This is a genomic window from Desulfosporomusa polytropa, from assembly GCF_055380075.1.
In genome coordinates, this window is the sequence record NZ_AP042400.1 from 3219481 (window position 1) to 3233893 (window position 14413).

The following is a 14413-nucleotide window of genomic DNA, read 5'->3' on the forward strand; positions in this document are numbered from 1 at the left end:
TAATAAAAGTAAAAGGCTTTTTTGGTTAAGCCCAAAAAAGCCTTCTTGTCCATGAAGGATGGTTCTGCGATTAAGGCAGGTCTCCTGGCTCCCGGTTCATCAGCTCTTACGCCTTCCCCTTGACGAGTGGCCATGTAAGATCTCCCCGGTACAGTGGTGGGCCCGCGCCTATGTATAGTCTATAGTCTCCCTATACTCAGACTTCCCTATTCTCCCCCTAGAGGGCACCTTATCCGTAAAATATGTATAATTTTATGGTCATTATAACAGACGGCCTTACTACCGTCAATGGTGAAATCCAGTTTTACTGCTTTACTCAATAAAATAAGCTTTTGAGTACTTGTGAACCTTTGCGTACTTTGCGGTAACCACCTTAAGATAGGCTTGATTGAGGTTGTATCGGTTTGTAAAACAACAAAGGACACAAAGAGTTATGGTGAGGGGGTTTTACTTTTGTCATTGCCACAAAAGTAACAAAAAGTCTAGGACCAAAGCCTCCAAAAGCTGAAAAGCCAGGCGGTATTCCTAAAATCCGTAAACTACGCTCAAACAGTACGGATTTTCTTACGGAATACCACCCGGCTTTTCTCCTGCGGAACACTTTTTCCGGCAAAGGCCGGGGAGGCACGGGGGTTACGGGGATACCACTTTGGTAATTAAGATACTGTTAACCCTTTGCGTACTTTGAATACTTTGTGTGCTTTGCGGTAACAATCCTTAAACTGAGCTTGGTTATGGGCTATGGGGTTAGGGTTGTTAACCACTAAGGACACAAAGAGCGCAAAGGGGTACGAAAGTGGAAGTCAGGAAGCAACGAGACGTTCTTTTTGCTTCCATTTGCCTAAGCGGAAGTTTACCGCCAGCAACGATGGATTATCTGGAATACAAGAAAAGGGGGTTTACTTTTGTCATTGCCACAAAAGTAACAAAAAGTCTAGGCCTAAAGCCTCCAAAAGCTGAAAAGCCAGGCGATATTCCTAAAATCCGTAAACTCGCTACGCTCAAACAGTACGGATTTTCTTACGGAATACCGCCCGGCTTTTCTCCTGCGGAGCGCTTTTTCCGGCAAAGGCCGGGGAGGCACGGGGGTTACGGGGATACCACTTTGGCAATTAGGACACCGCTAACCCTTTGCGTACTTTGCGGTAACACTCCTTAAACTGAGCTTGGTTTTGGGCTATGGGGTTAGGGTTGTTAACCACAAAGGACACAAAGAGCGCAAAGGGGTACGAAAGTGGAAGTCAGGAAGCAACGAGACGTTCTTTTTGCTTCCATTTGCCTAAGCGGAAGTTTACCGCCAGCAACGATGGATTATCTGGAATACAAGAAAGGGGGTTTTACTTTTGTCATTGCCACAAAAGTAACAAAAAGTCTAGGCCCTGAGCCTCCAAAAGCTGAAAAGCCGGGCGATATTCCTAAAATCCGTAAACTCGCTACGCTCAAACAGTACGGATTTTCTTACGGAATACCGCCCAGCTTTTCTCCTGCGGAACGCTTTTTCCGGCAAAGGCCGGGGAGGCACGGGGGTTACGGGGATACCACTTTGGCAATTAGGATACCGTTAACCCTTTGCGTACTTTGCGGTAACAATCCTTAAACTGAGCTTGGTTTTGGGCTATGGGGTTAGGGTTGTTAACCACAAAGGACACAAAGAGCGCAAAGGGGTACGAAAGTGGAAGTCAGGAAGCAACAAGACGTTCTTTTTGCTTCCATTTGCCTAAGCGGAAGTTTACCGCCAGCAACGATGGATTATCTGGAATACAAGAAAAGGGATTTTACTTTTGTCATTGCCACAAAAGTAACAAAAAGTCTAGGCCCTGAGCCTCCAAAAGCTGAAAAGCCGGACGATATTCCTAAAATCCGTAAACTCGCTACGCTCAAACAGTACGGATTTTCTTACGGAATACCGCCCGGCTTTTCTCCTGCGGAACGCTTTTTCCGGCAAAGGCCGAGGAGGCACGGGGGTTACGGGGTTACCACTTTGGCAATTAGGAGGATACCGTTAACCCTTTGCGTACTTTGAATACTTTGTGTACTTTGCGGTAACACTCCTTAAACTGAGCTTGGTTTTGGGCTATGGGGTTAGGGTTGTTAACCACAAAGGACACAAAGGGCGCAAAGGGGTACGAAAGTGGAAGTCAGGAAGCAACGAGACGTTCTTTTTGCTTCCATTTGCCTAAGCGGAAGTTTACCGCCAGCAACGATGGATTATCTGGAATACAAGAAAAGGGGTTTTACTTTTGTCATTGCCACAAAAGTAACAAAAAGTCTAGGCCCTGAGCCTCCAAAAGCTGAAAAGCCGGGCGATATTCCTAAAATCCGTAAACTCGCTACGCTCAAACAGTACGGATTTTCTTACGGAATACCGCCCGGCTTTTCTCCTGCGGAGCGCTTTTTCCGGCAAAGGCCGCGGAGGTACGGGGGTTACGGGGTTACGGGGTTACGGGGTTACGGGGTTACGTGAATTACGTGGGATGTCGATACTATCGTTCAATCCGGGGAACGTTATTCTTTCCATCTGGAAAAAAATAAGCAGCCGCTCTAAATGAGCGACTGCTTATTTTGCCTGCTGCTTAAACCGTTTACGGTTTCACAGTGGCTTTAAACATTTGCTTACCATCTTTCATTTCAATGATGACAGCACTTTTTACAGCATCATGGGTGGCATTTAACGTAGTAGAGCCAGTTACGGTCATAAAATCCTTAGTCGCAGCTAATGCTTCACGGATTTTGGCCGGTTCAGTGCTATTAGCACGTTTAATAGCATCAATTAACACATTAGCAGCATCATAACCAAGTACTGCCAGAGCGTCAGGTGCTTGGCCATACTCTTTTTTGTAGGCCTCAACAAAGGCTTGTGAGGCAGCACTGGTGTCATCCACCGAGTAGTGATTGGTGAAATAAGTATTATTTAATGCAGCCGGAGTACCGATTTCTACTAATTTAGGTGAATCCCAGCCATCGCCACCAATTATGGGAACAGTAATGCCCATTTCGCGAGCTTGTTTTACAATTTTCCCTACTTCTTCATAATAACCTGGTACATAGATAACTTCTGCATTAAGTGCTTTGACCTTAGTCAAAATGGTTTTGAAGTCCTGGTCTTTTTGCAGGTAGGCCTCTTCAGCTACTACAGCACCGCCGCCTTTAGTGAAAGCGTCTTTGAAGAAGGCAGCTAAGCCTTTACTATAATCACTGCTGTTATCAACTAAGAATACGGCTTTTTTAAGGTTTAGTGTATTAAGTACAAAGTTAGCACCAACTGTACCTTGGAACGGGTCAATGAAACATACCCGGAAGGTATAATCTTTTACTTTATTTGTTTTCTCATCAACAGTTACCTTAGGGTTGGTGGCACCGACTGCCAAGAAAGGAACTTTTGTTGATTCGGCTACACTAGAAGCAGCAATCGCGTTTGAGCTGGCAAACATTCCGGTAATAGCTACAACTTTATCTTGGGTTGCCAATTTAGTCATCGCATTGGCAGCTTCTGATGGCTCACTTTTGTTATCTGCAACAACAGCTTGAATCTGTTTGCCAAGAACACCACCCTTGGCATTAGCTTCCTTAATTGCCATCTTGGCACCATTGGCTGACGAGGTGCCCATGGTGGCATTGCCACCAGTCATTTCATTCAAAACACCAATTTTAATCTCATTAGAAGACGCACCGCCACAGCCAGTCAAAATACCTGCCATTAGTAGTACTGCTGCTAGCACGGCTACCATTTTTACACTTGTCCTGTTCATTTTGTAAATTTCTCCCCCTCTTTTTTGGCCGCAACAACTCACCTTACATATACAAATTCCTCGCATGAATACTTTCTACAACGAATTCGTTTCAGGCTGTCGAAAAGCTGGCCTTTAAAAACATCCATAAAAGTATACCGCCCGAGTACTTTTATAGTATTTTTTTAATCTTGTTTGCTATAGTTCTACATTATATTACATCCCACAGGCTTTTTCAAGATAATTAGTGATATCAATCACTAATTATCTTGATTTTTTTCACCATTTGTCCTTTTCACAAATACATTGTCCTTATTCGTCTCCCTGGCGTGTTATTTGCCGATATTCTGTCTCAATACTACTACGTTACTAATAAAAAATAAGTGTACCCATCCCGTTACTTTGGCATGAGCACACTGTGTATTAAACACTTTATTTTTTTTGAGCCGCGATAAGTTCTAATATTCCGGTCTCTTTTACTGTTTTCGTTAATTTTGCATTATCTGCTATCCATCTTGCACTAAAATCGTCTGGCCCCAGATACTGGACTGACATTCCCAGTTCCTCCATATTCTTTTTGAAGTCAGGGTCATTGATCATTTCCCTTAGCCCGGCTGTCAGCCTGGCCTTTTCAGCTGCCGGCATACCCTTGGGGGCTGCAAGTCCACTCCAAAAGTTTAAAGCAACATTAATTCCCTGTTCTTTGAAGGTTGGCACATTTTCAAAGCCGGGAATGGTTAGTCTATTTTCTTCTGCAACTCCCAATATTCTGATTGTACCATTTTTTACGTGCTCTTTTATGGCCGGTGGACTAAACACGCCAATAAGCTGCACATGCCCGCCCAAGAGAGCCGCAATGGCTTCCGACTCACCCTTGAATGGAACTTGTTTAATAGCAATACCGGCTTCCTTGGCAAACATTTCTTCGGTAATATGTACTGTCGTACCTAATCCTGAATGACCAACCTTAATTTCGCCTGGATGCTCTTTGGCGTAACTGATTAATTCATTCAAATTTCCCCATGGCTGGTCAGCAAGCGAAATTATCATTACTGACGAAGATACAACATTAACCAATGGCTCCAGGGCGGTAGGGTAATGGTATCTTGTTTCTCCATAAAGCGGCTGCAATATTGCGCTAGACCCAACAACGCCGATTGTATAGCCATCGGGTTTGGCGCCGGCAAGCTCATTCATGCCGATAGTCATTGCACCACCGGGCATATTGACTACAATCAGAGATTGCCCCAGATGCTTCAGTGCCGACCTTTCCAGTGCCCGCGCCAACATGTCAGTGCTTCCACCGGCGGCAAACGGCACAATCACCGTAATGGGTTTTGTCGGATATTTCTCTGAAACCATACTCTCTTTTGCTCCCATATTACATCCCCCCATCGTAATGCTCATACTAAATAATAGTATCACCAGGACAAGAACACCTTTGTTATTAGTCACTATACCCCCCCATTCTACATTTTTTCGCTCTGCCTTCTTTCGATAAACCAGATACCTATGTTAAAAAGCGGGATGGGCACCCACTGTATAAATAAGCGATATTATTTTTTCTGAGACGCAATCAGCTCCGCAATTCCGGTCTCTTTTACTGTTTTCGTTAATTTTGCATTATCTTCTATCCATCTTGCACTAAATTCCTCAGGCCCTAAATACTGGACTTCCATTCCCAGTTCTTCCATACTCTTTTTGAAGTCAGGATCATTGATCATTTCCCTTAGCCCTGCTGCCAGCCTGGCCTTTTCAGCTAGCGGCATATCTTTGGGAGCGGCGATTCCCGTCCAAAAGTTAAAAGCTACATCTATTCCTTGTTCCTTGAAGGTTGGCACATCCTCAAAGCCAGGGATGGTTAGTCTATTCTCCTCTGCAACCCCCAGTATTCTGATAGTACCGCTTTTTACATGTTCTTTTATGACTGCTGGATTATATACTCCAATAAGCTGCACATGCCCGCCCAAGAGAGCCGCCAAAGCTTCTGATTCACCACCCCGGAAAGGAACTTGTTTGATCGTAATACCGGCTTCTCTGGCAAACGTTTCTCCCGTAACATGTGTTGACGTACCCAACCCTCCATGTCCAAACTTGATTTCACCAGGATGCTGTTTGGCATAGCTAACTAATTCACTCAAGTTTTTCCACGGTTTTTCGGCAAGCGTGGCCACTACCACGGGTGAAGATACAACATTAACTAACGGTTCCAATGCAGTAGGATAATGGTATCTTGTCTGCCCAATAAGTGGTTGCAATATTACACTCGTGGCAACAATTCCAATTGTGTAGCCATCCGGTTTGGCACTGGCAAGTTCATTCATGCCGATAGTGGCTCCGCCACCAGGCATATTGACTACTACTAGCGGCTGACCCAGATGCTTCTGGGCTGACTTTTCCAGTGCCCTTGCCAGCACGTCTAAGCTTGAACCGGCGGCAAACGGCACAATTATTGTAATTGGTTTACTAGGATATTTCTCAGAAACCATACTCTCTTTTGCTCCCATACTACATCCCCCCATAATAATTGCCATACTTAAAAAGAGTACCCCCAGGACTAGAAAACCCTTATCTTTAGTCACTATACCCCCCCATTCTAGCTTTATATTTTTTGCTCTGCCATCTTTCGGTAACCCAGATGCCGATGTTAAAAAGCAGCAAAGCAATACCAAGCCAAAGAATAGTACCAGAGATCGGACGCGAAAGAAAAAACCAAATACTACCATCGCCAATAATCAAGCCCTGCGCCAACCCGTTTTCCAGGACAGGTCCCAACATAAGTCCCAGAGCCAGCGGCGCCGGTTCATAGCCTGTATGTTTCATAAAAAAACCAAGGATACCAAAGGCGGTTAATAGACCGAGATCGAAAAAACTATTATTGATGGAATAAGCACCTGTTAGGGTAATGATCAAAACAATCGGCATAAGAATCCTTATCGGGGTTTTTAAAAGATAGGCAAACAGCCCCACCAGCGGCAGATTCACTATCAGCAATATCACATTGCCGATATACATGCTGGCAATAAGTCCCCAAAACAAATCCGGATTTTGCGTCATTAAGGTTGGGCCTGGCATAATTCCATGAATCATAAAACCACTCAGTAAAATGGCGGCAGAGGGAGAAAACGGCAAACCCAAGGATAATAAGGGAATCATGGTCGCCGAAGCTGCTGCGTTATTTGCCGATTCCGGTCCGGCAACACCTTCAATGGCCCCCTGGCCGAATTCCTCCGGTCGCTTACTATGCCTCTTTTCTACCGCATAGGAGGCAAAGGTTGAGATAGTGGCTGCCGGCCCGGGAAGTAAACCCACTAAAAAGCCAATCACCCCGCCGCGAAAAATGGGGCCTAGCGAACGTTGCCATTCTTCCTTGCTGGGATACAACTCACGAAACCGAACAGATTGTATCTTTTCGTCAGCCTCAGACTGAACCAGGGTATGTAATATCTCAGCAACCCCGAATAATCCCATCACCACAATGGAAAATTCCATGCCGCGCTGTAATTCATCAACACCAAAGGTAAACCGGTTAATACCGGTCAAGCTGTCTAAGCCTACTGTGCCAAGCATAACCCCTATTATCACCATCAAACCAGATTTGAGCATCGAAGTACCTGTTAATCTCATAAGAACTAACAACCCGAACACGGCAATCGCAAAATATTCCGGCGGCCCGAAACTTACGGCCGCCCTGGACATAATTGGCGCAAAAAAAGTTAACCCAACAAGCCCCATTGTGCCTGCAATCAAAGAACCAATAGCCGCAATCGCCAGTGCTGCTCCTGCCCGTCCTTTTTTAGCCATAGCATAGCCGTCAATACAAGTGACTACGGAAGAGGCTTCACCGGGAACATTCAAAAGAATCGACGTCGTAGAACAACCATATAAGGAGCCATAGTAAATCCCCGCAAACATAATGAGCGAAGTGGTAACATCCATAGTAAAGCTAAAAGGGAGCAATAGAGCCATCGTTCCTACCGGCCCAATGCCAGGCAAAACACCCACCAGTGTTCCGATAAGCACACCGATTGTACAGGCCAGCAGGTTTGCCGCTGACATACTCACATAAAAACCATTTACAATCATAGCTAAAACGTCCATAGTATCCACTCCAGCCTACGGCAAATTAGATCCTAACAACTCTGAAAATAGAAAATAGAAGCTTACCGCAATTCCTGCCGAAAAGAAACACGGATAAACCCAGCCTGCCGTTTCGGTCACTTTTAGCAAATAGATCAGACTAATAAAGGTAGCTGCCATATAACCAAGTAAACGGAAAAGAATTAGATAAACAAGTATGCCGATAATTAGAAAAATCAGCTTTCTCCCATTGATGTCAACCTTAGCACTTCCTGTTTCCTTACACCCTTTCTGGAACAACGCGCTTATAGTGAGAACAAGCGCTACCATGATGCCAATACTACCTGCTATTAGTGGCATAAATCCCGCTTTCGGCGCCATAAAACTACCGAAAGACAAAGAACAGGCATCATAGGTATAGATAACACTCAGGATTAAAAAGAAAATAGCAATTAGCTTTTCGGTCATTTTCTCACCTCACGCCCTAGCTTACTCCCTGTTTAAAAGTGATAGTAAACTTGGCTCCCCCTTCGGGCAGGTTTTCTATAATCATAGTGGCGTTATGCCGCTCTACAATCCGGTAACATACAGCCAAACCAAGACCTACACCATTTTCTTTGGTAGTGAAGAACGGCGTCCCCAGTTTGTCAATAAGTTCAGTTGGAACACCTATCCCCTCATCGCGAAAGGTCAGGAGCACCGTAGAATCAGAGCTATAGGTGCTGATTTTTAGCTTCCCCCCTGCGGCATAGCTTCTATCCCATTCCTTACAATGTTCAAAATAAGCTGGCGCAGGCTGTTTCCATCAAGACTAAGGAGCGGAATATCCTGCAAGTCCAGTTCTAGCTGGCAGTTATACCGCAAGGCATCTGCCTCCAGCAAGGGAACCACTTCCCGGATAATCATATTTAAATGGTTTTCTTTAAAATTCATGGCCTTGTTTTTAGCCAATGACAAAAAATCTGTAATAATAGCGTTAGCACGGTCAAGTTCCTCAAGCATCAGCAGAAAATGAGACTTATAGTCTTCGAAGGTCTGCTTATTGCCTATATATTGTAAGAACCCTCTTACCGTTGTCAATGGATTACGCACCTCGTGACCAATACTAGCTGCCATCTCACCGATTGTATTTAACCGGTCAAGCCGGGCCATGCGGTCGGTTTGCTCGCTGATATACTGTAAAATAGGATTTAATTCAGCTATTTCACTTTGAAAGCTTTTCCCGCGGCCTTCTACGATGGCACCAGCAAATAACGTAAGCTCCTGCTTTAAGCGAATAAATATCTCTTGAAATAGCATAATGACCACAACCAGCGCTACAATGCCGCCCAGCAGTGGCCTTGTATAGCTTATCCACAGGCTGGCTTTAACTTTATCCAGATTGTCACAGACAAAGATGTAACCAATAACCTCACCCTCATATTGGATTGGCCTCACAAAATATGCTATCTGTGCACCATACCATAACACCGAGTTGTTCTGTTGACCAAACGTTGCTACATCTTTTTGAAACAAATCGCCAAACACTTGGGGATCTACGATTGATAACAAGGATTTGTCGAGTTCCGGGCCAATGGCAACAATCCGCTGTAACCGAGTGGAATATACACCAAACCTGAGAGGATAGGTAGGAATATAAACATTGTCCAAGGCTGGTTGCAGCTTAGTATTAAGCAGCATTACCTGTTCTTCCGATGATTTTTCGGCATAGCCCTGATTTTCAGTAGCCTCAATCAAGATCCAGCTAGGAAGCATTCTTTCCAGATAGGTGGCATAGTTCTCCATAACCCGCGCACGGGTTGCCGTTTTCTCGTCAAAGGCTACCCACTGATGATATATAGAAAAAAACAGCATAAATACCAAAACAATGCCGACTGCTTTAATGTTTAGTCTGGTAGTCAGATTAGATATTTTCACGATATCCCCAAGCTTTCGCTACAGTATTTTTCCAGCAACCATTTATATACAACGTGTTAAAGATTTTTGCAGGTAGGTGGTGCGTTGGTAAAAAATAGATACATTTTTTTGCATTTATTGTTTTTTTTGATAATTATGTTTTTTATTGTATTCTACAATTTCCAGCAAACTCCTTTATTTTTTTGTATAAAAATGGGAAAGTGGTGGGATCATATTTATGATCCCACCACTTTTTTTAGAGAAAGTAAGTTTCTTCCGTCCAGTCGCCGATACTCTACACAATCCATGACTTTCCGCACAAAATGAATGCCTAGTCCACCAATTTCCCGGTCCTCGGCAGACTGATTAAGGTCTGGCTCGGGAATAGCCAAGGGGTCAAAGGCTACGCCATCATCAGAAACCGTCAGACTAAGTGTACTCTCAGCAAGACCAATCTCAATGACCACTTCATGCAGTAAACCGTCTGAGTGTCCGTAAGAGATGATATTGGTCACAAGCTCATCCAGCGCCAAGTTTACTTGAAACAATATTGGGGGAGCAATATCATTTTCCTCAAAAAATTCTTCCAGAGCCATGCTGAGTTTTTCCAGTTCATCAAGGTTGTTTTGTAAGATCAATGTCCTGTTCTTTGCCATTCACACCACCAACCCTTTATTAATTTTCGAGCACATCCTGAATAGTTATCATAGGAGGAAAGTGGTTATGGGCGGCACACACGGTGAGCGCATAATCCCTATCCACTTCATACTCTTTAAAAAACCAAAGTCGTCTATCCTCATCGGCAAGCACTGTCTGACTATCGTCAGAAATGCCGATAGTAAACGACTTTAGCGGCATGTACAGTCCTGTCCCTACTGCCTTCACATAGCTTTCTTTATGTGTCCAAATCCGGAAAAACCGGGCAGGCTGTTCCAACGCGTTTACTGAGCAAATATCCGCAAACTCCTGCCGGGAAAAAAACATGTCTGCCAATTTCAGGTCCACATGTGCTTCTATTTTTTCAATATCAATGCCTACCGGTTGCTTATCAACAGCACAAACCACCCAATCGCCAGAGTGAGACAGATTGAAGTTCATACTTATCCTACCCATCAGATAGGGTTTGCCGTAATCTGTAACCAACAAGTTTGTATCGCCGACAGCAGTATTGCAGCACTTTTTTAGCGTTTGCCTGAGCAGTAAGCCAGCAGTCAATGAGCGCAATTTGTCACTTAGCTGTCTGTAGCTTGCTATTTTTTTTTGCCGTTCTGCCGGTAGAGCAGCAGCATACCGAAAAATTTGCTGCTCACTCAAATTGGGCGTACGGGCAGCATATAGGACTAATCCGGTTATCATGCCACTGTCTCTTTCGCATCTGAATCCCCACGGTATGTCAAAACCAACAGGGTAATATCGTCTGACTGTTCAGCACCAACAGTGTGTGCACTGACATCCTTCATCATATTCTCTACAATATTCTTCGGCTCGTAGCTCTCGCCATTGGTGACTGACGCCTGCAACCGTTCAACTAAGAACTGTTCATAGGTTACACTCATAGCCTCCGATACTCCATCTGTATAAAGCACCAAAGACTCACCGCCCTGAAGTTGCAGTTTCTCCTGGCCATAGGGCATATCTTCCATAGTACCAAGAGCCATTCCCTGTATCTTAGTTAACTCCTCCATACTGCCATCACGGCGGTAGATGTACGGCGGATTATGGCCAGCATTACTATAGGTAATTTCGCCTGTACGCACATTCAAAATACCACAAAATAAGGTAACGAACATACAGGTATCATTGCCGCGGCACAATTCATTGTTTACCTTGTAAAGAATTGTGCCTGGAGATGTCCCTTTATCAGCCTGTGCTTTAAGCACACTACGAGTTGCCGACATAAATAACGCTGCCGGAATACCCTTGCCAGACACGTCGCCAATAACAAAACAAAAGCATTCTTCGTCAATAAAGAAGAAGTCATATAAATCACCCCCGACCTCCTTGGCAGGTTCCAAAACGGCAAATACCTCAAAGCCTGGTACTTCAGGGGGAGCCGGGAAGGTTTTAGGAACCAGACTAAGCTGGATATCGCGCGCTACCCGGAGCTCACTTTCAATCCGTTCTTTAACTGCCAGCGTCTTTCTTTCAGCCAGCAATGCATTCATAATAAAGATAAACAACCCGACTGCACCAGCATTGCCAATCATCATGGGTAATGCGCCAGCCAACTCAATACTAAGCGCTTTCTGGAAATCAGGCAGCAGTAACAGCGATAAGCCTGATCCAAATAACTCTACAATTACGGTAAATATAATCGCTCGCCTAGCATCTAATTTGCCGGCATTGGACTCTTTAAACTCCTTGTACCACTCGTGATAGAGTCCGGCAAACAAACCAGCCAACATACATGACAACGCTGCTGGCAAGGCAATATAGTCGCCGAATAGATAGCGAAAGGCACATAAGATAGTTCCTGCGCCAATACCAACAATGGGGCCAGCCAGTAAGCCCCCTACGATCTGGCCAACATGAGCCAAGGCAACATACGCTCCGGCTACAGGAATAGCATTTACAGCGCCGTAAGCGGAAAACACGGCAAACGGCAAAATGAGCACCAATTGATTCCGAAACGAAAGCTCGTTATCTGCCAAAATCATAGTAAATAACTTAGTCCGTATAACCCCGTAGGCTACGACCGCCATAACGCAGGCAGTGCTTGCTATCGAAATGACAAGTTGTGTCACAAATTCCATACCCTGTTCACCTCACTTTCGCACCCTTAGCTGCCGTCATTGTCACAAGTGCAATCAATGCTGCCACATAACTTAGGCTGACTATATTAAAATTAGCTAGATTACCATAAACAAACGCTAACCCGACTAGCAAAGGAACTATCGCACAAATGCATCGTTTACGTGTGTTCGTTGCCAGTTGGCTGCTTGCTATTCCAGTCTGCAAATTTTCATTGCTCTTAATCTTAGATACAAAAGCCGCCGCCGCTAGAAACAATAGCAGCATGGCGATACCTGCGCTGAGTACACCACCGCGGTTTTCCAGCAAATTGCCCACCGCTGTACCGCAGAGTGTGCCTCCTACCACTCCGGCCCAAAAATGCAGGGTACGCTGATCCAGGCCTAACGCACCCAGTTCACTTGTCGCCATGTAAGCTTCCATTGCCAGCCATGCTAAGCCGTAGCCACTGCCGACCAGCCCCCAGGTTAAAAGGATTGTTACCAATCCTGAAAACTTGGCTGCACAAATAGCCCCTACGCCGATAATGGCCATTCCGGCGTACAGTATCCTGTGCCAACTCTGTTTTTTAGCCCACTTTTCCGCATAACTAACCGTGAAAGCAGTTCCACAAAGCTGCATAATAAGCGCTGCAGACCACTCGCTATAGGTACTCAATGTCGGCATAATAGCAAGCGCCATTCCCGCACCGAGAAAAAACAAATACGCAAGCACCCTGATATGATAGGAGATAGCTGACGTACTTGTGGCGTCAGTTTGAATGGACTTGCGCCACGCAAAGGGCACAAACCGAAACATCTCATACACTAATAGAAAAAATACCACAGCGATGATAATGGAATCTGTTAAAATATGTTTTATCTTGCTAGCGATATAAAAATCCGACAGTTGCACCTGAACTTTTCCGGTCACACCGTTCTTATCAGCCATAAGTTCTTGCGAGTATTCAACCGCATTAGCCCAAAGATACTCGTCAGCGCGAGTGGCAGCGGCTTGATAGCGAACCTCGCCTGAACTTGTGTCTACAGCAATGCGTTCAATGCCTGGCGAACTGCCAATAATTTGGTTCAAATACTCATCAAGTCCTGCCAGCTTGGTATAGGGAATTCCTTTAGCAATAACCCCATCAACATCGGCTTTGACACTTTTGGCCATAACCTCAATATTACTCTGGGCCATGGAAATATACGCCTTTTGAAATAAGCCAATATTAAGCGCGCTGTACGAAATCTGCGCCAAACCAAAAATACAGCCAACAATGGCAATCAGTACTGTACGCCGGATATTCCCCTGCTGATCAAGCAGGGGTACTGCAAACAGCAAAAATACCATGAAATTCAATGAAATGATAGCAATAACCACGGTATCCTGAATAACCGTCCAGGAATACTGGGCAACATGATCCTTAATATAAGTTTCATTCACGCTAAGATCTAATGTGCCAATCCAATCACCAGCCTTATTCCGCAGTGGTATAAAGAAATGATGCTCCTGCGCATATAGCTTGGTATAAGAACGTGCACCTGTCAGACCTGGATCAAAATTGATTTCGCTTACCATATCAGCCGGTAGCGTTTGGTTTTTTACCGGGCCAGATAAATCATAGAGAATTTTGCCATTAGGCTGAATAACCCGGACATTCTCAAGTTCTGGCACAGTATCCTTGACATAGCGCAACAGCTGTTCCATGCCATTAAAGCGATCCAGTGGTTTGCCATAGCGCACTGCATACTCAATATTACGTTTGGCAGACTGCGCTGCCACCTGATAACTGGTCGCTAGCGAGTCAACATAGTTTTTCTGAAAGGTAACTATCGTGATCCAGCCGCTGAAACTCAAAGCTATGATTATTAAAAGAATCGACACCGTAATTAGCACCAATCGAAGTCTGTTATTTTGCTTCATGTTACTTTTTACCTCCCTTCTCATCAATACGATTTCTGGATTTGCATTATAAA

Annotated in this window: 13 protein-coding genes and 1 riboswitch; of the genes, 2 read left to right on the forward strand and 11 right to left on the reverse strand. The window is 44.7% G+C overall.

Going from position 1 to position 14413, the window contains the following annotated elements; genetic code table 11:
- Positions 1-57: 57 nt before the first annotated feature.
- Positions 58-247: riboswitch (cobalamin riboswitch) on the reverse strand.
- 987 nt (positions 248-1234) lie between these two features.
- Complete coding sequence (locus ACZ449_RS16910; RefSeq protein WP_464257235.1) at positions 1235-1597, forward strand: hypothetical protein; 363 nt, start codon at positions 1235-1237, stop codon at positions 1595-1597.
- 75 nt (positions 1598-1672) lie between these two features.
- A complete protein-coding gene (locus tag ACZ449_RS16915; RefSeq protein ID WP_464257236.1) occupies positions 1673-2023 on the forward strand; it encodes a hypothetical protein in 351 nt (116 codons plus the stop codon).
- A gap of 559 nt (positions 2024-2582) precedes the next feature.
- Here ACZ449_RS16915 and ACZ449_RS16920 read toward each other — a convergent pair.
- The 11 genes from ACZ449_RS16920 to ACZ449_RS16970 all read right to left on the reverse strand — a co-directional run bounded on the left by ACZ449_RS16920 (position 2583) and on the right by ACZ449_RS16970 (position 14360).
- Complete coding sequence (locus ACZ449_RS16920; RefSeq protein WP_464257237.1) at positions 2583-3749, reverse strand: ABC transporter substrate-binding protein; 1167 nt, start codon at positions 3747-3749, stop codon at positions 2583-2585.
- Positions 3750-4160: 411 nt separating this feature from the next.
- Positions 4161-5108 (reverse strand): tripartite tricarboxylate transporter substrate binding protein, encoded by a 948-nt coding sequence (locus ACZ449_RS16925; protein WP_464261893.1) that lies wholly within the window; start codon positions 5106-5108, stop codon positions 4161-4163.
- Between the two features lie 176 nt (positions 5109-5284).
- Positions 5285-6235, reverse strand: a complete 951-nt coding sequence (locus ACZ449_RS16930; protein ID WP_464261894.1) for a tripartite tricarboxylate transporter substrate binding protein — start codon at positions 6233-6235, stop codon at positions 5285-5287.
- A gap of 67 nt (positions 6236-6302) precedes the next feature.
- Entirely contained in the window at positions 6303-7829 is a 1527-nt protein-coding gene (locus tag ACZ449_RS16935; RefSeq protein ID WP_464257238.1) for a tripartite tricarboxylate transporter permease, read from the reverse strand.
- Between the two features lie 15 nt (positions 7830-7844).
- A complete protein-coding gene (locus ACZ449_RS16940) occupies positions 7845-8276 on the reverse strand; it encodes a tripartite tricarboxylate transporter TctB family protein (protein WP_464257239.1) in 432 nt (143 codons plus the stop codon).
- Positions 8277-8292: 16 nt separating this feature from the next.
- Positions 8293-8508 (reverse strand): ATP-binding protein, encoded by a 216-nt coding sequence (locus tag ACZ449_RS16945; RefSeq protein WP_464257240.1) that lies wholly within the window; start codon positions 8506-8508, stop codon positions 8293-8295.
- Positions 8509-8537: 29 nt separating this feature from the next.
- Entirely contained in the window at positions 8538-9725 is a 1188-nt protein-coding gene (locus ACZ449_RS16950) for a histidine kinase dimerization/phospho-acceptor domain-containing protein (RefSeq protein WP_464257241.1), read from the reverse strand.
- A 215-nt stretch (positions 9726-9940) separates the two neighbouring features.
- The gene (locus ACZ449_RS16955) at positions 9941-10360 is read right to left on the reverse strand and encodes an ATP-binding protein (RefSeq protein ID WP_464257242.1); all 420 of its coding nucleotides are present in this window, start codon (positions 10358-10360) and stop codon (positions 9941-9943) included.
- A 19-nt stretch (positions 10361-10379) separates the two neighbouring features.
- A complete protein-coding gene (locus tag ACZ449_RS16960; protein ID WP_464257243.1) occupies positions 10380-11060 on the reverse strand; it encodes a 4'-phosphopantetheinyl transferase family protein in 681 nt (226 codons plus the stop codon).
- Positions 11057-12457, reverse strand: a complete 1401-nt coding sequence (locus tag ACZ449_RS16965; protein WP_464257244.1) for a PP2C family protein-serine/threonine phosphatase — start codon at positions 12455-12457, stop codon at positions 11057-11059. Before ACZ449_RS16965 ends, ACZ449_RS16960 begins: the two co-directional genes overlap by 4 nt.
- A gap of 7 nt (positions 12458-12464) precedes the next feature.
- Positions 12465-14360, reverse strand: a complete 1896-nt coding sequence (locus ACZ449_RS16970; protein WP_464257245.1) for a hypothetical protein — start codon at positions 14358-14360, stop codon at positions 12465-12467.
- Between the last annotated feature and the right edge of the window lie 53 nt (positions 14361-14413).

What these genes read in the sequence shown, in the direction of transcription:
- ACZ449_RS16970 (WP_464257245.1), bottom strand. Translation starts at nt 14,360, where the DNA reads ATGAAGCAAAATAACAGACTTCGATTGGTGCTAATTACGGTGTCGATT.
- ACZ449_RS16925 (WP_464261893.1), bottom strand. Translation starts at nt 5,108, where the DNA reads ATGGGAGCAAAAGAGAGTATGGTTTCAGAGAAATATCCGACAAAACCC.
- ACZ449_RS16965 (WP_464257244.1), bottom strand. Translation starts at nt 12,457, where the DNA reads ATGGAATTTGTGACACAACTTGTCATTTCGATAGCAAGCACTGCCTGC.
- ACZ449_RS16920 (WP_464257237.1), bottom strand. Translation starts at nt 3,749, where the DNA reads ATGAACAGGACAAGTGTAAAAATGGTAGCCGTGCTAGCAGCAGTACTA.
- ACZ449_RS16955 (WP_464257242.1), bottom strand. Translation starts at nt 10,360, where the DNA reads ATGGCAAAGAACAGGACATTGATCTTACAAAACAACCTTGATGAACTG.
- ACZ449_RS16930 (WP_464261894.1), bottom strand. Translation starts at nt 6,235, where the DNA reads ATGGGAGCAAAAGAGAGTATGGTTTCTGAGAAATATCCTAGTAAACCA.
- ACZ449_RS16960 (WP_464257243.1), bottom strand. Translation starts at nt 11,060, where the DNA reads ATGATAACCGGATTAGTCCTATATGCTGCCCGTACGCCCAATTTGAGT.
- ACZ449_RS16940 (WP_464257239.1), bottom strand. Translation starts at nt 8,276, where the DNA reads ATGACCGAAAAGCTAATTGCTATTTTCTTTTTAATCCTGAGTGTTATC.
- ACZ449_RS16935 (WP_464257238.1), bottom strand. Translation starts at nt 7,829, where the DNA reads ATGGACGTTTTAGCTATGATTGTAAATGGTTTTTATGTGAGTATGTCA.